General features: G+C 69.0%; 14 protein-coding genes. 11 read left to right on the top strand and 3 right to left on the bottom strand.

Features of this window, described 5'->3' with window-relative positions; translation table 11 throughout:
- Window positions 1-246: 246 nt before the first annotated feature.
- Window positions 247-2,823: a discoidin domain-containing protein gene (locus ABEA43_RS39655; protein ID WP_345570242.1), complete on the top strand. Its 2,577-nt coding sequence runs from the start codon at window positions 247-249 to the stop codon at window positions 2,821-2,823.
- A 132-nt stretch (window positions 2,824-2,955) separates the two neighbouring features.
- Here the strand turns inward: ABEA43_RS39655 and ABEA43_RS39660 are convergent, their stop codons facing one another.
- On the bottom strand, window positions 2,956-4,008 hold the full coding sequence (locus tag ABEA43_RS39660; protein ID WP_345570244.1) for a LacI family DNA-binding transcriptional regulator: 1,053 nt from the start codon (window positions 4,006-4,008) through the stop codon (window positions 2,956-2,958).
- A gap of 7 nt (window positions 4,009-4,015) precedes the next feature.
- A complete protein-coding gene (locus ABEA43_RS39665) occupies window positions 4,016-6,463 on the bottom strand; it encodes a glycoside hydrolase family 3 C-terminal domain-containing protein (RefSeq protein ID WP_345570246.1) in 2,448 nt (815 codons plus the stop codon).
- A 231-nt stretch (window positions 6,464-6,694) separates the two neighbouring features.
- On the opposite strand from ABEA43_RS39665, the gene ABEA43_RS39670 reads away from it, so the two are divergent.
- The 8 genes from ABEA43_RS39670 (at window position 6,695) to ABEA43_RS39705 (ending at window position 15,952) form a co-directional block, all read left to right on the top strand.
- Window positions 6,695-10,090: a discoidin domain-containing protein gene (locus tag ABEA43_RS39670; RefSeq protein ID WP_345570248.1), complete on the top strand. Its 3,396-nt coding sequence runs from the start codon at window positions 6,695-6,697 to the stop codon at window positions 10,088-10,090.
- Between the two features lie 188 nt (window positions 10,091-10,278).
- On the top strand, window positions 10,279-10,551 hold the full coding sequence (locus ABEA43_RS39675; protein WP_345570250.1) for a hypothetical protein: 273 nt from the start codon (window positions 10,279-10,281) through the stop codon (window positions 10,549-10,551).
- 507 nt (window positions 10,552-11,058) lie between these two features.
- A complete protein-coding gene (locus ABEA43_RS39680; RefSeq protein ID WP_345570252.1) occupies window positions 11,059-11,502 on the top strand; it encodes a DUF6623 family protein in 444 nt (147 codons plus the stop codon).
- 146 nt (window positions 11,503-11,648) lie between these two features.
- The gene (locus ABEA43_RS39685; RefSeq protein WP_345570254.1) at window positions 11,649-12,068 is read left to right on the top strand and encodes a hypothetical protein; all 420 of its coding nucleotides are present in this window, start codon (window positions 11,649-11,651) and stop codon (window positions 12,066-12,068) included.
- An 85-nt stretch (window positions 12,069-12,153) separates the two neighbouring features.
- Window positions 12,154-12,375, top strand: a complete 222-nt coding sequence (locus ABEA43_RS39690; protein ID WP_345570256.1) for a hypothetical protein — start codon at window positions 12,154-12,156, stop codon at window positions 12,373-12,375.
- 510 nt (window positions 12,376-12,885) lie between these two features.
- Window positions 12,886-14,523, top strand: a complete 1,638-nt coding sequence (locus ABEA43_RS39695; RefSeq protein WP_345570258.1) for a hypothetical protein — start codon at window positions 12,886-12,888, stop codon at window positions 14,521-14,523.
- A gap of 212 nt (window positions 14,524-14,735) precedes the next feature.
- Window positions 14,736-15,362, top strand: coding sequence for a ClpP family protease (locus tag ABEA43_RS39700; RefSeq protein WP_345570259.1), 627 nt, complete (start codon window positions 14,736-14,738; stop codon window positions 15,360-15,362).
- Window positions 15,359-15,952, top strand: coding sequence for a ClpP family protease (locus tag ABEA43_RS39705; protein WP_345570261.1), 594 nt, complete (start codon window positions 15,359-15,361; stop codon window positions 15,950-15,952). The genes ABEA43_RS39700 and ABEA43_RS39705 overlap by 4 nt, the downstream gene beginning before the upstream one ends.
- Window positions 15,953-15,974: 22 nt before the next feature.
- Here ABEA43_RS39705 and ABEA43_RS39710 read toward each other — a convergent pair whose 3' ends face one another.
- Window positions 15,975-16,331, bottom strand: a complete 357-nt coding sequence (locus tag ABEA43_RS39710) for a helix-turn-helix domain-containing protein (RefSeq protein WP_345570263.1) — start codon at window positions 16,329-16,331, stop codon at window positions 15,975-15,977.
- Between the two features lie 162 nt (window positions 16,332-16,493).
- Between ABEA43_RS39710 and ABEA43_RS39715 the strand changes: the two genes are divergently transcribed.
- Window positions 16,494-18,845, top strand: a complete 2,352-nt coding sequence (locus tag ABEA43_RS39715; protein WP_425570440.1) for an ATP-binding cassette domain-containing protein — start codon at window positions 16,494-16,496, stop codon at window positions 18,843-18,845.
- A 278-nt stretch (window positions 18,846-19,123) separates the two neighbouring features.
- Entirely contained in the window at window positions 19,124-21,085 is a 1,962-nt protein-coding gene (locus ABEA43_RS39720; protein WP_345570265.1) for an endo-1,4-beta-xylanase, read from the top strand.

The raw sequence follows: 21,085 nt of genomic DNA on the forward strand, positions 1-21,085 counted from the left end.
AGTGAATGTCGATGGAGAGCGCTCTCCGTGGAGAATGGGCCGGGTTGTGGTCCTTGTCAAGGGCCTGTCCGGCTCCCTTTCGAAATCCGCAGTTCACGGGGGTGAAACATGGAGGCATGCTGCATTACGCCCTCATGGCCAGCAGACCTTGACAGGATTCGGCGCAACGGTACACCCTCTCTCTCGGAGAGCGCTCTCCCTCGTGACGCCCTCGTGTGTCAGGCATCCCGGTTGTGAGGAGAGATCATGCATCCATCTCGTGCTCCTGGTCGGCATCGGCTCGGGCCGTTCTTCGTCACGCTGATAGGACTGCTCATGTCGGGTCTGGCGGTGGTCGCACCGGCGTCTGCGGCCGATGGCCTGTTGTCGCAGGGGAAGGCGGCTACGGCGTCTTCGTCGGAGGGCGCCGGCTTCGCCGCGTCGGCGGCGTTCGACGGCAATCTCGCCGGCACCAGGTGGGCGAGTGCGGCGAGTGATCCGCAGTGGGTTCAGGTCGATCTGGGGGTGACGGCGTCGATCTCTCAGGTGGTTCTGACCTGGGAGGCGGCTTTCGGTAGGTCGTTCAAGATCCAGGCGTCGGCCGATGGGTCGGCCTGGGCCGACCTGTACTCCACGACGACGGGCACCGGCGGCGGCCAGACGCTGACCGTGTCGGGCTCGGGGCGTTATGTGCGCATGTACGGCACCGCGAGGGGTACCGGTTACGGCTACTCCTTATGGGAGTTCCAGGTCTACGGCAGCACCGGCTCCACTCCCGGGCAGTGCGGTACGGCCAATGTCGCGCAGGGTAAGACGGCGGCGGCCTCCTCGGTGCAGGCCGCCGACACTCCGGCCGCGGCGGCCTTCGACGGCAACCCGGGCACCCGCTGGTCCAGCGCCGCCATCGACCCGCAGTGGATCCAGATCGACCTCGGCAGCACCCAGACCATCTGCCGGGCCGTTCTCACCTGGGAGGCGGCAGCGGCCAAGGCGTTCAAGATCCAGATCTCGCCGAACGCCACAGCCTGGACCGACATCTACTCGACCACGACCGGCGCGGGCGGCACGCAGACGCTCGACGTGACCGGCACCGGCCGGTACCTACGGTTGTACGGCACCGCCCGTACCACCGGCTACGGCTACTCACTCTGGGAGTTCGCCGTGCACACCGGCGCGGTCGTCGATCCTGACCCGGATCCGCGCAACCCCGACTTCGGCCCCAACGTCGCGGTCTTTGACCCGTCGATGTCGGCCCCCACCATCCAGAACAAGCTGAACACCGTGTTCGCCCAGCAGGAGAGCAACCAGTTCGGCAACGAGCGCCAAGCGCTGCTGTTCAAGCCCGGCCGCTACGAGGTCGGCGTCAGGGTCGGGTACTACACCCAGGTGGCCGGTCTCGGCATGTCCCCTGACGACGTCGACATCAGAGGACCGGTGATGGTCGACGCCGGCTGGTTCGGCGGCAACGCCACGCAGAACTTCTGGCGAGCGGCGGAGAACCTGTCGGCCGCGCCGAACGAGGGCTACAACCGCTGGGCGGTCTCCCAGGCCGTCTCCATGCGTCGCGTCCACATCCGTGGCGACCTGCAGCTCGACGACGGCGGCTGGTCCAGCGGCGGCTTCCTGGCCGACTCCAAGATCGACGGCCAGGTCAGGTCCGGCTCGCAGCAGCAGTGGCTGAGCCGCAACACCGACTGGGCCAGTTGGAGCGGCTCGGTCTGGAACATGGTCTTCGTCGGTGCGAACAACGCACCGGCGCCGAGTTTCCCCAACCCCTCCCACACCGTGGTCGCCCAGACCCCGCTCGTGCGGGAGAAGCCGTTCCTCTACGTGGACGGCCAGTCGCGCTACAACGTTTTCGTCCCCGCACTGCGGCAGAACACCGCAGGCACGACCTGGAGCGGCGGCACCCCCGCCGGCACCTCCATCTCCATCAGTGACTTCTCCATCGCCAAGCCCGGCGTCTCGACCGCGACCGTCAACGCCGCCCTCGCGGCGGGCAAGAACCTGCTGTTCACCCCGGGCGTCTACCACCTCGACGGCACGATCAGGGTCACCCGTCCCAACACGGTCGTCCTCGGCATGGGGCTGGCCACCCTGGTCCCCGACACCGGCGCCACCGCATTGTCGGTGGCCGACGTCGACGGCGTGAAGGTCGCCGGCATCCTCATCGACGCCGCACCGGTCAACTCGGCCGTGCTCATGGAGGTCGGCCCCACCGGCTCGGCCGCCGACCACTCGGCCAACCCCACCTCGCTGCACGACGTGTACTTCAGGGTCGGGGGCGCGCACGTCGGCAAGGCGACCGTCAGCCTCGTCATCAACAGCGACCACGTGATCGCCGACCACATGTGGGCCTGGCGCGGCGACCACGGCGACGGCGTCGGCTGGACGGTCAACACGGCGGACACCGGCGTGATCGTCAACGGCGACGACGTCACCGCCTACGGCCTGTTCGTCGAGCATTACCAGAAGCACGAAACGATCTGGAACGGCAACGGCGGCCGGACCTACATGTTCCAGAACGAGCGCCCCTACGACCCGCCGGACCAGGCGGCGTACATGAACGGCTCCACCCGCGGCTATGCCGCCTACAAGGTCGCCGACTCGGTCACCACCCACGAGGCGTGGGGCCTGGGCAGCTACTGCCTGTTCCTGCAGGACGCGGGCATCGTCGCGGAGCGCTCCTTCGAAGTGCCGGTCAGGCCGGGCGTGAAGTTCCACAACATGGTGATCGTCTCGCTCGGCGGTCTCGGCACGATCAACCACGTCATCAACGACACCGGCGGCCCGGTCGGGCCGAACGCCGGCAAGACCATCGACTACCTCGTCAACCACCCTTAGGAACGACCACGCCGGGGCGCTCGTGCTCGCCGCCTCCCTTTCCGCCTGCGGCTCCGACGGAAAGGGAGGCGCAGCAAGCCCAGCGGGCCCCGCCTCGCGGCTCCCCACGGTGACGGGCGGGCAGGGCATCGCTCAGGCGGACTCCCTGACCACCAGGGTGGGCTGGAAGATCCTTGAGGTCGCCGCGAGTCCCGGCTCCTCGATGTGGAGCAGCAGCAGGCGCACCATCTCCGCCGCCATGTCCTCCACCGGATGGCGCACGGTGGTGAGCGGGGGACGGCAGGCCAGCGCCGCGCTGCTGTCGTCGAAGCCCACCATGGCCACGTCGTCGGGCACCCTGCGCCCGTGATGGCGCAGCACCAGCAGCGCCCCCTGGGCCATCAGATCGTTGGCCGCGAACACGCCGTCCACGTCGGGATGCTCGGCCATCAGCCGTTCCATGGCGGCCTCGCCGCTGGAAACGGTGAAGTTGCCCTCCGCGACCGGGATGTAGGGGTGGCCGTGTACCGCCATCGCGTCCTGGAAACCCGCAAGGCGGTCCTGGCTGGCGGGCACGTCGAGCGGGCCGGAGATGGTGGCCACCCTGCGGCAGCCCCTGGTGACCAGATGGTCGGCCGCCAGCTGCGCTCCCGTCCGGTGCGCGACGTCGACATAGCTGATCGGGATGGGCCTGGCCGGCCTGGCGAACAGGACGGTCGGCAACGACGCGTCGACCAGCAGCTTGGGCAGGGGGTCCTCGGCGTGCGTGGAGACCAGGACGGCCCCGTCGGCGTTGCCCTGGCGCAGGTAGGCGACGATCTGGGTACGGCTCTCCGCCGTGTCGGCGAACATCAGGACGGGATGGATCCCAAGGGGCCGCAGGAAACCGACCGTGCCCGCCGCGACGCGGCCGAAGAAGGGGTCGGCGAAGACCTGGCTCGGAAACGGGTTCTCCGCGCTGTCGCCGCCCGCTCCGGAGACGACCAGGGCGATCGCTCCCGTACGCCGGGTGACCAGCGACCGGGCGGCCTGGTTGGGCACGTAACCGGTAACGGCGATCGCCTGCCTGACCGTCTCCTGGATCGCGGGGTCCACATTGCGGATACCGTTGATCACGCGGGAGACCGTGGCGCGAGAGACTCCCGCCGCCCGCGCCACGTCCTCCAACGTAGGGGATGCCGACACCTGCGGGAGGCCTTCTTTCATACGGTCTTTATAGCATGCATGGAGAGCGCTCTCCACTGGCCGGGAGACTGTCGTCCGCGCAGGTCGAGGCCGCACTCAGCGGCAGATCGTGGACGGCTCGCCCGGCCAGTGCGGTGAAGGCTCCCGACTCCGTCCGCCAGGCCTGCCGCTCCGGTGACCACCGCTGCAGCGCCCGGGGTTGGATCTCCACCGCGACCTGGACCGTCTCTCCCGGCGCAGCCTCGGCCAGGGCGAAGCCCGCAAGCCGTCGCTCGCCGTCGTGCTTCAGATAGACCTGGACGACCTCGCGGCCAGGGCGTGCGCCGGTGTTGCGCAGCCGTACGGAGGCGGTGAAGGGGCGGCGCGGCTCGACCGACTCGGGCACCGACAGGCTCTCGTAGGCCCAGGAGGTGTAGCCCAGCCCGTGCCCGAACCAGAAGGCGGGTGCGTCGTGCCGCCGCAGCCAGGCGCGGTAGCCGATGTCCTGGCCCTCGTCGTAGGAGAGCACCCCGGCCACCGGCCTGGAGGCGATGATCGCCGTGTCCGCCCAGGTGGTGGGCAGCCTGCCGCCCGGCTCCGCCGTACCGAAGAGGACGTCGGCCAGCCCGTGCCCGGTCTCCTGGCCGGGAAACCAGCTCAGGAGTACGGCGGGCGCCTGCTCGCGCCACGGCAGAGCGACGGGTCCGCCGGAGTTGACGATCACGACGGTCCTGGGATTGGCCTCGGCCACGGCGCGTACCAGGTCGTCCTGGCGGCCGGGCAGGGCGAGGGAGTCGCGGTCGAAACCCTCGCTCTCGATCTTGTCGGTGGTGCCCACCACGACGATCGCGACGTCGCAGGTACGTGCGAGCTCGGCGGCGGCCGCGAGCTGGGCCTCGTCGTCCAGCCTCGGCGGGACGACGGCCAGCGCCGACGCCCGTCCCGAGCCGGAGCCGAGCTGTCTCGTGGCCACGAGGCAGACCTCCTGGCCGGCCCGCAGCGTCAGCGGCGCGCTGCGGTAGGGCGGGGACAGGTGGACGGTCGCCGGATCGTCCGTGTCGCGTTCCACGACCTCGTCGAGCAGGACGCGGCCGTCGGCGGCCAGCGAGACCCGGCCCCAGCCCGCCACCGCCACCTCCCACACGCCGTCGGCGTTGGACCGGAAGCAGGCGCTGATCTCGACGGTTTCGGCGGTGCCGACGAGCGTGGGCTCCAGTACGCGGCCGGTCAGCCTGTGCTCGGTATGCACCTCCGCTCCCGCGCCGTCCAGCAGCCGGACCAGCAGGCCGGCTTCGCCGGTCACGGGGTTGCAGGCGTTGCGCGGGCTCAGCGGGATGGGCAGGTCGCTGATGGACACGCCCGGCTCGTAGCAGACCTCGGCCAGGCCGGACAGCGCCTCGGTCACCCCTTCCAGGGGCGACACCACGCTGGTGGGATAGACGCCGGCGCTGCCGCCGCCCTGGATGCGGGCGGCAGCCGCGTTCGGCCCGATCACCGCCACCCGGCGCAGCGGCGCCGGGTCGAGCGGGAGCAGGCCGCCCTCGTTGCGCAGGAGCACCGCGCTCGACGCCACCGCCCGCCTCAGCAGGGCGCGCTCGTCCGTCGTGGCGGTGGCCCGGCTGTGAGTCTCCGGATGGTGGCCGTCCAGTGCGCCCACCCGCGCGGCCAGCCTGACCAGCCGGCGTACCTTGTCGTCGATCGCCTCCTCGGGAACCTCGCCCGCCCGCACGGCGGCGAGCAGCCGGTCGCCCCAGTGCTCGTTCGGCCCCGGCATGGCCAGGTCCTGCGCGGCGCGGGCCGAGTCATGCGTGGAGCGGACCCCGCCCCAGTCGGAGACCACGACGCCGTCGAAGCCCCACTCGCCCTTCAACGGTTCGGCCAGCAGCGGGCTCTCCGACATCGTGGTGCCGTTCACCCGGTTGTATCCCGTCATCACCACCCAGGCTCCGGCGGCCACCGCGGCCTCGAAGGGTGCGAGATAGACCTCCCGCAGGGTGCGCTCGTCAATGCGCGCATCGAGGGTGAGCCGCTCGGTTTCCGACTCGTTTCCCGTGAAGTGCTTGGCCGTCGCCGCCACGCCGCCGGACTGGACGCCGCTGATGTAGGCGGCGCCCACCCGCCCGGTCAGCAGCGGATCCTCGGAGTAGCACTCGAAATGCCGGCCGCCGAGTGGGGATCTGTGCAGGTTGAGCGTGGGCGCGAGCAGGACGTCCACCCCCTTGCGCCTGGCCTCGGCGGCCAGCAGCCCGCCGAGCCGCTCGACCAGCTCCTCGTCCCAGGTGGCCGCGAGCGCGGTGGGGGAGGGGAGCGTGAGGGAGGTCCTGCGCTCGTCCCATCCTTCGCCGCGAACGCCGACGGGTCCGTCGGACATCACGATGGCGCGCAGCCCGATGCCGGGTTCTGCCTGCGTGGTCCACACCGAGGCGCCGCTGAGCAGCCGTACCTTCTGGTCGAGGTCCAGCTTTTCCACGAGGTGATCGAGCTCGTCTTCTGTCACAACACGTCCTCTCACGCTGGGAGAGCGCTCTCCGCTCTGCTCCATAGGGTCGGCATCGCGACGGGCGATGTCAATGGGCGAGGGTGAGCCGCAGTTTCGGGAACATGGCAGGCAGGTTTCGGCGGCGTCTTGACAACGACGGATGCATAGAGGGAGTCTCTTGCGCATGGAGAGCGCTCTCCCTTCCCTGTCGTCGCTGAACGGCGGGCACCCCCGTAGTGAGGAGAGGTCGTGCATCCATCTCGAAATCCGGTCAGGCAGCTGTCAGGCCTGGTCGTGGCTCTTGTCGTGGCGCTGCTGGCATCCGGTTTGGCGGTGGTCGCACCGGCGTCTGCGGCCGACGCGCTGTTGTCGCAGGGGAAGGCGGCTACGGCGTCCTCGTCGGAGGGCGCCGGCTTCGCCGCGTCGGCGGCGTTCGACGGCAATCTCGCCGGCACCAGGTGGGCGAGTGCGGCGAGTGATCCGCAGTGGGTTCAGGTCGATCTGGGGGTGACGGCGTCGATCTCTCAGGTGGTTCTGACCTGGGAGGCGGCTTTCGGTAGGTCGTTCAAGATCCAGGCGTCGGCCGATGGGTCGGCCTGGGCCGACCTGTACTCCACGACGACGGGCACCGGCGGCGGCCAGACGCTGACCGTGTCGGGCTCGGGGCGTTATGTGCGCATGTACGGCACCGCGAGGGGTACCGGTTACGGCTACTCCTTATGGGAGTTCCAGGTCTACGGCAGCACCGGCTCCACTCCCGGGCAGTGCGGTACGGCCAATGTCGCGCAGGGTAAGACGGCGGCGGCCTCCTCGGTGCAGGCCGCCGACACTCCGGCCGCGGCGGCCTTCGACGGCAACCCGGGCACCCGCTGGTCCAGCGCCGCCATCGACCCGCAGTGGATCCAGGCCGACCTGGGCACCGTCCAGCAGATCTGCAAGGTGGTGCTGACCTGGGAAGGCGCTTACGGCAAGACCTTCAAGATCCAGGCGTCGGCCGACGGCTCGGCGTGGACCGACCTGTACTCCACCACCACCGGCGCAGGCGGCACTCAGACCCTGGACGTCTCCGGCAGCGGCCGCTACGTGCGCATGCACGGCACCGCCCGCGGCACCGGCTACGGCTACTCGCTCTGGGAGTTCGCCGTCCACACCGGCATGGTGAGCGAGCCCGGCGACTGGAGTGAGGTGTGGAAGGACGACTTCGACGGCGCGGCGGGCACCTCGCCAGCCGCGGCCAACTGGCTCCTGCGCACCGGCACGCAGTACCCCGGCGGCGCGGCCAACTGGGGAACGGGCGAGGTCGAGACGATGAGCGCCTCGACCCAGAACGTCTTCCTCGACGGCGCGGGCAGGCTCAGCATCCGCGCGCTCAAGGACGGCGCGGGTAACTGGACGTCGGGACGCGTGGAGACCCAGCGCACCGACTTCGCCGCCCAGCCGGGCGAGCAGGTCAGGTTCACCGCCAGGCTCCGCCAGCCCGACGTGGCCAACGCGATGGGCTACTGGCCGGGCTTCCGCGCCACCGGCGCCGCCTACCGCGGCAACTACACCAACTGGCCCGCCGTCGGCGAGACCGACATCATGACCGACGTCAACGGACGCGACCAACTGTCCAGCACCCTGCACTGCGGCACCGCCCCCGACGGCGTGTGCAACGAGTACAACGGGCGCACCAGCGGCCTGGCCACCTGCGGCGGCTGCCAGAGCGGCTACCACGAGTACACCCAGATCATCGACCGCACCAAGACCGACGAGGAGATCCGCTTCTACCTCGACGGCAAGCAGACCTGGGTCGTCCGGCAAAGCCAGGTGGGCGTCGCGGCCTGGCATGCGGCCGTCCACCACGGCTTCTACCTCCGCCTCGACCTGGCCATCGGCGGATCGCTGCCCAACGCGGTCGCCGGTTTCACCACGCCCACGGCCGCGACCACCTCGGGCGGCGTGCTGAGCGTCGAGTCGGTGTCGGTGGCGAAGAAGACCGGCGCCGCGCCGGCGCCGATGACCGACCCGGCCACGCCGGCCGGGCCCAGCACGGTCCGGGTGACCGGCACGCAGGGCAACTGGCAGCTGACCGTGAACGGCTCGCCGTACCTGCTGAAGGGGCTGACGTACGGACCGCCGCAGGCGGGCGCCGACGGCTACATGCGCGACCTCAAGGCGATGGGCGTCAACACCATCAGGCTCTGGGGAGTGGACGACGCCAGCACCCCGGCGCTGCTGGACAGGGCGGCGCAGCACGGCATCAAGGTGATCGTCGGGCACTGGCTGAACCAGGGCGCCGACTACGTCAACGACACCGCCTACAAGAACGCGGTGAAGAGCGAGATCGTCGCCAGGGTCAACGCGCTCAAGGGCCGCCAGGGTGTGCTGATGTGGGACGTCGGTAACGAGGTCATCCTCACCATGCAGGACCACGGCCTGGCCGCCGACGTCGTGGAGGCCCGGCGTGTGGCCTACGCGAAGTTCGTCAACGAGGTCACCGAGGCCATCCACGCCGCCGACCCGAACCACCCGGTGACCTCCACCGACGCCTACACCCATGCCTGGACCTACTACAAGGCGTACTCACCGGCGCTCGACCTGCTCGCGGTCAACTCCTACGGCGCCATCGGCACCGTGCGGGGAGACTGGATCAACGGCGGCCACACCAAGCCGTACATCGTCACCGAGGCAGGTCCCGACGGGGAGTGGGAGGTGCCGAACGACGCCAACGGTGTGCCGGCTGAGCCGACCGACCTGCAGAAGCGCGAGCAGTACACCGCCAGTTGGAACGCGATCAAGGGCCACGCCGGGGTTGCGCTCGGCGCCACCGAGTTCCACTACGGCCTGGAGAACGACTTCGGCGGGGTGTGGCTCAACACGTTCACCGGCGGCTGGCGGCGCTTGGGCTACCACGCGCTCAAGCAGGCCTACACCGGGCAGCCGTCCGCCAACACCCCGCCCGAGATCACCGCGATGTCCGTCGGCACGCCGTCCTCGGTGCCCGCAGGCGGGCAGTTCACCGTCGACGTCACCGCTGCCGACCCGCAGGGCGACACCGTCCGGTACAACCTGATGCTGAGCAACAAGCACATCAACGGCAACAGGGGCTTCGACCACGTCAGGTTCACCCAGACGGCTCCCGGTAAGTTCTCGGTGACGGCGCCGCAGCAGATGGGTGTGTGGAAGGTCTACGTCTACGCCTTCGACGGCCAGGGCAACGTCGGGATCGAGCAGAAGTCCTTCCGCGTGGTGCCGCCGGTGGTCGACGGCGTCAACGTGGCGCTCGGCAAGCCGGCCACCACCTCCTCCTACCAGCCGACCGGCGACGGAGGCCCGTTCCTGCCGGGCAAGGCCGTCGACGGTGACTTCTCGAGCAGGTGGGCCAGCGAATGGAGCGACGCGCAGTGGCTCCAGGTGGATCTGGGCGCGGCCACGCCGATCAAGCACGTCCAGCTGGCCTGGGAGGGCGCTTACGGCAAGGCCTACCAGATCCAGACCTCGGCGAATGGCTCCGACTGGACCACCGTGCACTCCACGACCACGGGTGACGGCGGGTTCGACTCGATCGATCTCACCGCGTCGGGAAGGTATGTCCGGCTGAATCTCACCCAGCGAGGGACCGCCTACGGGTACTCGCTGTTCGAGTTCGGCGTCTACAGATAGGCGAACGGCAACGTCGCGCCTGGTCCAGGCGCGACGTTGCCCAGCCTCTGTACCCGGTGGATGCTGGTCGGCGCCGCTGGACCCCGACGGCATTCAGATGAAAACCCGCAGATGCGCCGGGCAGGCGGAGTCGAACGCGAATGCTGAGCCCCCGATTCGACGCTCGAAACCGTCCCACCCTCGGTACGGTGACGCCGCGCCTGCCGTCTGTACGGACGGGTGCAGCCCCTTTCGGCCACATGGGGATCACCGGGCCGGTGCCGACCGTCCGGCGGCACAGGACGGTGGGACACGGCGTCTCGGGCGGTGCGCTGGTGACGACGACGGGCGCCATGGCCGCAACGCTCACGAAGACGGCGACCATCGAAAGCCTCATGGTGACCTCCGTTGCCGAGCGGCAGGGCGATCAAGGCGATGGCCAGGCCACCGGGCCGACGACCTGGCCAGGGTCCAGACGTTGAAGTTGAGCGTGAGGGGCAGAGCTGTCGCCGTGCCAGCACGAGCTGGCCGCCGCAGGTATGTCGGTGACGGTGAGGTCGTTATAGACACCTGACTGGTAGCCCGGTCGTCGTACTTTGCCGCATGTCCGCTCGGTGTCGATCCCGAACTGGCTCACTGATGGGACTCGGGATCTGACTGGCCGATTCTCTGGGCCGCCCGCCTGCTGAAGGGCCGCCCGGTGCGGAGATGTTTCTCGTGATCCTGACCTCGGGGCTGGGCTTCGTGCCCGAACGTGTCCTTCCCGTGCCGCCGCGGGCGGTCGTGCTGTGCACGGATCGCGTTGACGCATACGGCTGGAGTTCAGGTCGGCTGTATGTACTTCGTGGCACTTTGCCCGGTGGAAGTGCGTTTTCTTGAGAAATGTATGTCCCCAATCTTAGGGATATCAAGCTTTACTCAAGGCATTTTATCGTTGAGCCGTCAGGAAGGGCTGGATCGTGTCAGCCAGAACCGCAAGGAGAATGACAATGTCAAAGTTGTACGCGTCATGGCAGCACGGCTTCACGGCTGTGGCCGAGAATCCCGGTACGAGCGCGCTCCGACAGGGATTCGGCGTGACCTTCTCACTCCCCGCAAACGGCGGCGACTGGATCCACCTGGGCATTCCCACCCCCGTCATCGTCGAGGACCGCCGGGCCACCCTGGACAGGGTGCTCGTGCTCTTCGACGCGCGGGAGACCAGCTCGCTCCGCCACGTGCACGTCTGGGACGGCCCGAACCGCATCCTGGCCAGGGACGACCTCAGAATCGAAGGCGATCACGCGCACGGCCTGAGCGGAGACAACGTCTTCCCTGTAGGCCGCGACGGCATCAACTTCGGGTGCGGGATCTCGATGTTCTTCGCCGCCGGTCAGATCGACAGCCGCGTCTTCATCGCCGGCTTCGGCGGGGATTTCTCGCACAACATCTGACCTCGCCATTTCAGCCGTGCTGCGGCGAGGAGGCATTCCCAGGCGCGGCCTGCTCGTGCCGGCCTCCGGGTGATTGGTCGGAAAAGAATCGACGTCCCATCCCGCAGTTCATCTCCATTCCACAATAACTCTCACGGGAGGTAGACATGAGGAACTCAATCAGGCTGTTCATGACGGCGGCGGCCGCTGCTCTCGTCGCCGGTGGCGTCTTCACCGTCACGGGCGTGGCGGCGCAGGACGCCGCCGCGGCGCAGCCCGCTGCAGGGACGACGTTCTGGGCCAAAGTGGCCGCGAACGGGAACCTGCTCGCCGCATCGGGCATCGGCAACGTCAACAAGTTCGGCCAGGGGCGTTACAACCTGACGACGGACGCCGACATCAGCCGCTGCGCCCTCACCGGCGCGATCAACACCAACGGTGGCAGCGACCCGGGGCCGGGCAGCGCGTCGATCCTGGTCGGCGCCGTCGACGCAAGAACGCTCTTCGTCCGTACGGCCACCCCTTCGGGTCCGAGCCCGAGGAGCGTCGACGACGACCGGCCGTTCTCGCTCCTGATCGCCTGCTGAGCCATCCCTGACCGCCCGGTTGGGCAGCGGCCGAACCCCTTCCCGCGCATTCCGGGAAACAGAATCACCTCGAGAGGAAACGATCATGAGTTACCGAACCCGCCTGGTCGCCGGCCTTGCCGGCGCTGCCTGCCTGGTGCTGGGCACCGGCATCGCTCCCGCGACGGCCCAGTCCGTGTACGGCCCTTATGCCAGCTACGAGGTCTGCTGGGTGTCCGGCAACCAAGGGCAGCAGGCCGGTCAATGGGTGTCGTACTTCTGCTCGCAGAACGGCACCCCCCAATGGTGGCTGTTCACCACTCCCTGACCGGCCGTTCGCCCCCTCCGCCCAGTGAGAGCCGCGACCGTGATGTCCCTCTCCTGACAGAAAGGCCCGTCGATGTTCGCTGATCACCGGCCCCGGGTTCAGGGCCGGTGATCAGCGACCTGCCGCTCGCGCGCCGCCGCCAGGCACGAGGGCGAGCAGCCGGCCGGCCGGGTGCGTTCTCATCGCCTCCAGCCACGGCTGCGCCTGCGGCGTCATCGTCATCCGCCTGTCGGCCCGACGGCGGCTCGTGAGCGGGGGACCTGACCGGCGGGGCCGTCACATAGCTGCGCAACGCGGCGGCCAGCGCGGGCCCGACGCCGGCCAGCCGACGCGCGTCGGCGTCGTCGAACGGACGGCCGCGCGCCGCGGCCGCTCGTTCTCAACGAGCACCAGCGGAGGCCTGGTCCACGGGTGCCCATCCACGAAGACGCGCAGGCTGCATGGGACGGCCGAATTCATGGCATCAGGCAAATCCATTGATATCACCTACAGCGATCATTTCATCACGACATGATGACGGTCATGCTCAGGCGTCTTCTCACCGCAGCGGGATGCGTCCTCTTCCTGGGGGCTACGGCCGGCATGGGGTTCTACTTCTTCCGCGTCGGGCCGGATCGGGCCGACCAGGCCGCGAGCGTGATCAGCGCCTTCTTGGCCTTCTGCGGTCTGGCCGTGGCTGTCATCGGCGTCCTGCCGCAGAGCCGCCCCGCTGCTGCGTCCCGCGATGAGCGCGCTCCTGCCGATGAGCGAGACGACCTGCCACCGCTGATCAGCCGCGTCGAAGACGCAGCCCGTGTCCAGGCCGGGTACGTGAAGAGCCTGCCGCAGGATGCCCGCATCGACCGGGCACAGGAGCTGCAGTCGGTCCGAGACCTGCGGAATCTGGAAGCCCTCCTGTGGCGGATGGAGGAGGCTCGATCAGATGGAGGCACAGAGCGCGTGCCTGCGCGGCCACCCCGGCTGTCACCCGCCCCGCGCATCCTGCTGACGGCCGCTGTCGCTGGGACGGTGGTCACCGCGGTGGGCACCTGGCTGTGGTCGCGGTGGGGAGCCGCGTCGGTGCCTGGCATGCTGACCATCCAGGGCGTCGGCATGTGCTTCCTCATCGCCGGGATTCTGGCCTGGCGCCTGAAGCCGCAGGTGCCCGCCGGACCCTGGATGATCGTGTTGGCCCTGCTGACACTCGTGTCCAACCTCCATGTCGGCTTGCGACTCGACACGGACATGCCAGGCCGCGTGGTCACGGTCGTTCTGGGCACAGGCGCACAGTGGTTGCAGATCGTGGCGGCGGGGCGGCTGCTTCTGGCCTGCTCCGTCCCCACCCTGTCGGCGGGCGAGAGGCGCGTGGTGACAGTCGGGTGGATCCTGGCAGCAGCGAGCCCGTTGCTGCTGCTGGCGACGAAAGTGCCTGTTCCTTCGTGCCACGGATGGTGCGGCACCAGCCCCATCTCACTCACTCGAGACCCCGCGGTGTACTACGCGGTCAGGTCAGCCCACCTGGCCGCGTGGATTCTGCTCGCTCTCTCGACCTTGCGCGTCCTCGTGCGCCGCTACCGGCACGCCACCGATCGTCAGCGTCATCTGGACGGCTTCTCCCTGCTGGCCGGCAGCACCGTCATCATCTTGTTCGTGCTGGGCTATGCCAGCGTGCTCGCGCAGTACGCCGCCGGCCCCGGCACGCTGCTCGCCCGGCTGATCGACCTGCAGGCGCTGGTCATCGCCTGGGCCGCGGTGTTCGCCATCCCGGTGGCGATCGTATCGGCGTTCCTGGGGCAGCAGGCGATGCTCGCGTCCATCGCCCGGCTCCTCGGCCGGGCCAAGCCGTGGTGCGTGGGAAGGCTGCAGAGCGCACTGAGGAAAGCTCTGCGCGACCCGACCTTGGCCGTGGTCGTCCCGAATGCACGTGGCATCCTGTTCGATGCGATGGGGCGTCCCGTGGTATCCCCGCCGCCGGAGCGGCATCGAACCGTTGTGGGCACTCCGCCGATCGCCGTGTTGCTGCACGACCCGTCTCTCACCCACGACCGGGAACTGCTGGACGCGGCCGCGGCGGTAGCCTCCCTGGCGCTGTCCGAACTCGACTTTCGCCGTTATCCGAGTGACTGTGTCCAGGTCCAGCGTCGTCGTTGTTGTCTTGGATGCCCGTAGGCGTCAGCACCGCGGGCCGCAGCGGAACGGCCGGCCGAGGATGCCGCTGCGATTGTGCACGTGTCGCCGGCGACGCCATCGACACCGCCGGCCCACCGCCGGCCCACCGCCGGCCCACTGCCGGCAAGCCGAACAGTTCTCGCTGCTCAGAGCAGATCTGCCCCAGGCGGATCGTGTCGACGCCGGCCCGGGCCGCCTCGCATGATGGACGCATGAGCGAAGAATCGAAAACTCCGCTGTTCAACGCGCGGGTGAGAAGTGAGCTTTACGAGCAGCGCGTTCTCGTTCTCGACGGCCCTCTCGACGACGACAACGGGACGCTGCTGGCCACGCAACTGATGGCGCTCGCCACGCAGGATGCGTCGTCGGATATCGCATTGTGGATTCACTCCCCGGGCGGCTCGGTTCCCTCGATGCTGGCGATCCGCGACATCATGCGGCTCATTCCCTGTGACGTATCGACCCTTGTGCTGGGCATCGCTTACAGCGCCGGGCAATTCTTGCTGTCTTCGGGAGCCCGGGGGAAGCGCCGGGCCCTGCCGCACTCGCGTGTCCTGATGCACCAAGGCTCGGCGGGAATCGGTGGCACCGCGGTCGACATCGAGCTGCAGGCCGGCGACCTGCGGCACACGCGCGACACGGTGCTCGGCCTGATCGCCGAGGACACGGGTCAGTCCGCCGAGCGCATATTCGAGGATTCTCTGCACGATCGCTGGTACACAGCGCAGCAGGCACTGGACTACGGCTTCATCGATGCGATCGTGCAGAGCTTCGACGAAATAGCGCCGCACAATCGCGCACGGCCAGGATTCGGCGTCACCGAAGGAGTCGGCAAGTGAGCACATATACGATCCCGAACGTCATCGCCCAGAATCCTCGTGGCGAGCGGATCATGGATGTCTACTCGCATCTGCTCACCGAGCGAATCGTGTATCTGGGCACCGCGATCGACGCGGGCGTCGCGAACGCGCTCATCGCGCAGCTGATTTTTCTGGAGTCGGACAACCCCGACGCCGAAATACAGTTCTATATCAACTGTGAAGGCGGGGATCCGAGCGCGATGCTCGCGATCTACGACACCATGCGCCATATCCGCCCGCGGGTTTCGACCACCTGCGTCGGACAGGCTGTCTCGGTGGGTGCCGTCCTTCTCGCCGCGGGCGCCGAAGGAAAGCGTGCCGCTCTCCCGCACGCGCGAGTGATCCTGCACCAACCGGCCGCTCAGGGGCGCGGGGCGATCCCCGATCTCATCCTGCAAGCCGACGAGGTCGTGCGTGTCCGGGCAGACATCGAGCGCATCCTGTCACGGCACACCGGCCAGACGATCGAGACCCTGCGCGCCGACACCGATCACGATCGCGTGTTCACCGCGACCGCGGCCTTGGAGTATGGGCTCCTCGATCAGATCATCGAGGAGCATTCATCGTAGGCCCGTGGACGATCCCGGCCGGCTACGCGGCCAGCGCGTAGGCCGCCGAGCAGGTGGCGTCTCTCGACGCGCTGGGCTGAGCGGACCGCAGGCTCTCGGCGACGGCAAGGGTCAGATCGATCAGGGTCACGTCCAGCGCGCCGGCGACCGCGGCGATCATTTCGCTCGACGGCTCCTTGACGCCTCGTTCCATCTCGGAGAGATATTGCGGCGAGACTCCGGCGCGACGTGCCGTCTCGCTCAGCTTCTCGCCCCGCTCGTGACGGATGCCTCTCAGCCGCTCACCGAGCACGTGCCGCCACAGCGGCTCGCGAGCCGGAGACGGCTTGGGTGCGGTCCGATCGATCGCTGGACGGAGCGGCGGGATGGAGGAGGCCATGCCTCACCATAGGCAGACGGCGCGTTCGAGTTCTGCCTCCTTCGCGCAGAGCAGAACCGTCGCGGTCTCCTCCGCCTCGCCCGCGCCGTTCGAAGGAGGCGAGCCTGGCGTGTGAGCTGGGATGGCCCGCCCGCCGCGGGCTCGTCCGTCCCACGACGAGTGATGTGTAAATTGCACAGAGTGGAAGATGAGGTCGGCGGCCGGATCCAGGTACGTGGCACGCGGGTGCACAACTTGCGGGACGTGGACGTCGCGATCCCGCGCGACGCGCTCATCGCGTTCACGGGCATCTCGGGGTCGGGCAAGTCGTCGCTGGCCTTCGGCACCATCTTCGCCGAGTCGCAGCATCGCTATCTGGAGTCGGTCGCGCCCTACGCGCGCCGGCTGCTGCAGCAGCTGCCCATGCCGGACGTCGACGACATCACCGGCCTGCCGCCCGCGGTCGCGCTCGGTCAGCGGCGTTCGGTGCCGTCCGCGCGGTCCACGGTCGGCACCCTGAGCAGGGTGTCCAACTCGCTGCGGATGCTGATGTCACGCGCCGGGACCTACCCCTCGGGCGCATCGCGCCTGGATTCGGACGCGTTCTCGTCCAACACCGTCGCCGGAGCGTGCCCGAGGTGCCAGGGGCAGGGGGTGTTGCACGAGGTCACCGAGGAGTCGCTCGTCCCCGACCCGTCGCTGAGCATCGCGGAGGGTGCGATCGCTTCGTGGCCGGGCGCCTGGCAGGGCAAGAACCAGCGCGACATCCTGGCCACGCTGGGCTACGACATTCATCGGCCCTGGCACAGCCTGCAGCGGGAGGAGCGGGACTGGATCCTGTTCACCGAGGAAGAGCCGGTCGTGACGGTTCACCCGGTGCGCGAAGCGGGCCGGATCCACCGTCCCTACCAGGGGAAATACGCCAGCGCGCAGCGGCTGGTGCTCAAGGCGTACGCGGCCTCCGCCAGCGAGAAGAGCCGCCGGCGCGCCGAAGGGTTCATGACCAGCCGGGCGTGCCCGTCCTGCGGGGGACGGCGGTTGCGTCCCGAGGCGCTGGCGGTCAGCTACGCGGGCAAGGACATCGTCGAGCTGGCCACGATGCCGATGAGTGAGCTGGCCGGCCTGCTCCGCCCGTACCGTGACGACCAAGGGCCGGCGGGGGCGCTGACCAGCGACATCCTCGACCGGATCGGCGTGCTGGACGAGCTCGGGCTGGGCTATCTGAGCGTCGCGCGGCCCGCGCCGACCCTGTCCAGCGGCGAGTTGCAGCGCATCCGGCTCGCGACGCAGCTCCGCGCCGGGTTGTTCGGGGTCGTGTACGTGCTGGACGAACCCTCGGCGGGCCTGCATCCAGCTGATTGCGCCGCGCTGTCGGAGCTCCTGCGCCGGTTGCGCGACAGCGGTAACACCGTCTGTCTCGTCGAGCATGACATGGACGTCGTACGCCAGGCGGACTGGGTGGTCGACGTGGGCCCCGGCGCGGGTGAGGCCGGCGGGCGGGTCCTCTACAGCGGGCCGATCCCGGGGCTGCGCGACGCCGGAGGATCGGTGACGCGCCACTATCTGTTCGCCATCGTCGTACCGGAGCGGCCGCGGCACCAGCCGACCGGCCGGTTGCGGTTGCGCGGGCTCCATCGCAACAACCTGCGCAACGTGGACGTCGACGTGCCGCTGGGCGCGTTCACCGCCGTCACGGGGGTCTCCGGCTCGGGCAAGAGCAGCCTGCTGGAGGCGATCGCCGAGGCCGTCCCCGAGGGCACGAGGGTGGTGTGGGTGAACCAGCAGCCCATCGGCCGGACCCCGCGCTCCAACCTCGCCACCTACACCGGGCTGTTCGACACGGTGCGCAAGCTGTTCGCCGCCACTGACAGCGCGCGGTCCCAGGGGTACGGTCCCGCACGGTTCTCCTTCAACGTGGCGGGCGGACGGTGTGAGACCTGCCAGGGCGAAGGCTATGTCTCGGTCGAGCTGCTCTTCCTGCCCAGCACCTATGCGCCCTGCCCGGACTGCGGCGGCGCACGCTACAACCCCGACACCCTGCGGGTGACCTACCGGGACCGGACGATCGCCCAGATTTTGGCGATGACGGTCGACGAGGCCACCGGCTTCTTCGGCGACGTCCCCGCCGTACGCCGTCCTCTGGAGACGCTGCACGAGGTGGGGCTCGGCTATCTGCGGCTGGGACAGCCCGCCACCGAGCTGTCCGGCGGTGAGGCTCAGCGCATCAAGCTCTCCGCCGAGTTGCAGGGCCGCCGGGCCGGCTGCACGATCTATCTGCTCGACGAGCCGTCCACCGGCCTGCACCCGCACGACACCGACGTGCTCATGGACCGGCTGTACGACCTGGTCGGCGGCGGTGGCACGGTCGTGCTCGCGGAGCATGACATGCGGGTGGTGGCGACCGCCGACCACGTCATCGACCTGGGACCGGGCGGCGGATCGGCCGGTGGCACCGTGGTGGCCGCGGGCACACCGGCGCAGGTCGCCGAGAGTTCGCGCAGCCGTACCGCGCCCCACTTGAAGGATCTGCTGTGAAGATCTCTTGAAAGTTTCGAGGCACTGTTTCCGCTGGAAGAGCGCGTGTGAGGTGCGTAAATAGGTCGGTGCGTACCGAAACATTTTTGGGCATTCTTGACATATTTCGGGAGTGTTTCCACACTGGGTCCTCAAGGTTGCCTCCCTGCCGGGCCGGTGGACACGGCAGGGAGCGCGGCCTCCGACGCCTTGGTGGTCTGCGTCCCATGCGGGGCAGCGCCGATCCGGCGAGGTGTGTCTCCGCGTTCGCTCCGTGATTCAGCAATGGAGGCTCAGGCATGCGCACAACCGCCTCACGCGGCCCCGAAACCCGACGATCCTTCAGCGGCTTACGCCGGGTTCTGGCCGTCGGCGTTCTCGGCTTGGCCGGCACGATCGTACCGTCGGCGTTGTCGGTTCCCGCCGACGCCGCGGAGACCACACTCGGCGCGGCGGCCGCGCTGAGCGGCCGCTATTTCGGCACCGCGATCAACTCCGGCAAGCTCGGCGAATCGGCCTACACGACGATCGCCAACCGCGAGTTCAACATGGTGACGGCCGAGAACGAGATGAAGATCGACGCCACCGAGCCGCAGCAGGGCGCCTTCAACTTCACCAATGCCGACCGTGTCTACAACTGGGCCGTGCAGAACGGCAAGCGGGTCCGCGGGCACACCCTGGCCTGGCACTCCCAGCAGCCGCCGTGGATGCAGAGCCTGTCCGGCAGCGCGCTGCGCCAGGCGATGATCAACCACATCAACGGCGTCATGGCCCACTACAAGGGCAACCTCTACGCCTGGGACGTGGTCAACGAGGCCTATGCCGACAGCGGCGGCGGACGGCGTGACTCCAACCTCCAGCGCACCGGCAACGACTGGATCGAGGTGGCCTTCAGGACCGCCAGGGCCGCCGACCCGGCCGCCAAGCTCTGCTACAACGACTACAACATCGACAACTGGACCTGGGAGAAGACGCAGGGCGTCTACAACATGGTCAGGGACTTCAAGAGCCGTGGCGTCCCGATCGACTGTGTCGGTCTCCAGGCCCACTTCAACAGCGGCAGCCCCTACAACAGCAACTTCCGTACCACGATCTCGAGCTTCGCCGCCCTCGGCGTGGACGTCCAGATCACCGAGCTGGACATCCAGGGGGCCTCGGCCACGACCTACGCCAACGTGGTCAACGACTGCCTGGCGGTCGCCCGCTGCAACGGCATCACCACCTGGGGCGTGCGGGACAGCGACTCCTGGCGCTCCGGAGACACGCCGCTCCTGTTCGACGGCAACGGCAACAAGAAGGCCGCCTACACCTCGGTACTCAACGCCCTCAACAGCGTGAACCCGAACCCCGACACCACTCCACCGAGCACGCCGGGCACCCCGGCCGCGTCCAACGTGACCTCCTCCGGCGCGACGCTGACGTGGACCGCGTCGACCGACACCGGTGGCTCGGGCCTGGCGGGTTACAACGTGTTCCGCGAGCAGGGTGCCACCGACCCGCAGCTGGGTCAGCCGGCCACCAACTCGATCACGCTGACGGGGCTGACCGCCGGCACTCAGTACCAGGTGTACGTGCAGGCGCGGGACGGCGCGGGCAACCTGTCCGGCAACTCCCAGCTGGTCACCTTCACCACCCAGACGGGCGGCGGCACGGACACCACGCCGCCGAGCACGCCGGGCACCCCGGCCGCGTCCAACGTGACCGCGTCCGGCGCGACGCTGACGTGGACCGCGTCCACGGACACGGGCGGCAGCGGCTTGGCCGGCTACAACGTGTTCCGCGAGCAGGGCGCCACCGACCCGCAGCTGGGTCAGCCGGCCACCAACTCGATCACGCTGACCGGGCTGACCGCCAGTACTCAGTATCAGGTGTACGTACAGGCGCGGGACGGCGCGGGCAACCTGTCCGGCAACTCCCAGCTGGTCACCTTCACCACCCTGACAGGCGGCGGCACCGGCGGCTCCTGCACCGTGGCCCCGACCACCCAGACCCAGTGGCAGACCGGGTACGTCATCGACCCGGTCCGGGTGACGGCGGGCAGCTCGGCGATCACCGGCTGGACGGTGACCTTCACCCTGCCGGCCGGGCACACCATCACCGGATCCTGGAACGCCCAGGTGACCGTGAGCGGGCAGACCGTGACGGCCAAGAACGTGGCCCACAACGGCACCCTCGGCGCGGGCGCCGGCACCGCCTTCGGCCTCCAGGCCAGCCGTCCCAACGGCAACACCTCGCTGCCGAGCGCATACACCTGCGCCTGA

The organism is Nonomuraea rosea, assembly GCF_039539705.1.
GTDB lineage: Bacteria > Actinomycetota > Actinomycetes > Streptosporangiales > Streptosporangiaceae > Nonomuraea > Nonomuraea rosea.

Bases quoted from the DNA above. Each gene is read 5' to 3' on its own strand.
- ABEA43_RS39720 (WP_345570265.1), top strand. From the start codon at position 19,124: ATGCGCACAACCGCCTCACGCGGCCCCGAAACCCGACGATCCTTCAGC.
- ABEA43_RS39690 (WP_345570256.1), top strand. From the start codon at position 12,154: ATGAGTTACCGAACCCGCCTGGTCGCCGGCCTTGCCGGCGCTGCCTGC.
- ABEA43_RS39715 (WP_425570440.1), top strand. From the start codon at position 16,494: ATGTGTAAATTGCACAGAGTGGAAGATGAGGTCGGCGGCCGGATCCAG.
- ABEA43_RS39695 (WP_345570258.1), top strand. From the start codon at position 12,886: ATGATGACGGTCATGCTCAGGCGTCTTCTCACCGCAGCGGGATGCGTC.
- ABEA43_RS39680 (WP_345570252.1), top strand. From the start codon at position 11,059: ATGTCAAAGTTGTACGCGTCATGGCAGCACGGCTTCACGGCTGTGGCC.
- ABEA43_RS39685 (WP_345570254.1), top strand. From the start codon at position 11,649: ATGAGGAACTCAATCAGGCTGTTCATGACGGCGGCGGCCGCTGCTCTC.
- ABEA43_RS39660 (WP_345570244.1), bottom strand. From the start codon at position 4,008: ATGAAAGAAGGCCTCCCGCAGGTGTCGGCATCCCCTACGTTGGAGGAC.
- ABEA43_RS39710 (WP_345570263.1), bottom strand. From the start codon at position 16,331: ATGGCCTCCTCCATCCCGCCGCTCCGTCCAGCGATCGATCGGACCGCA.
- ABEA43_RS39655 (WP_345570242.1), top strand. From the start codon at position 247: ATGCATCCATCTCGTGCTCCTGGTCGGCATCGGCTCGGGCCGTTCTTC.
- ABEA43_RS39700 (WP_345570259.1), top strand. From the start codon at position 14,736: ATGAGCGAAGAATCGAAAACTCCGCTGTTCAACGCGCGGGTGAGAAGT.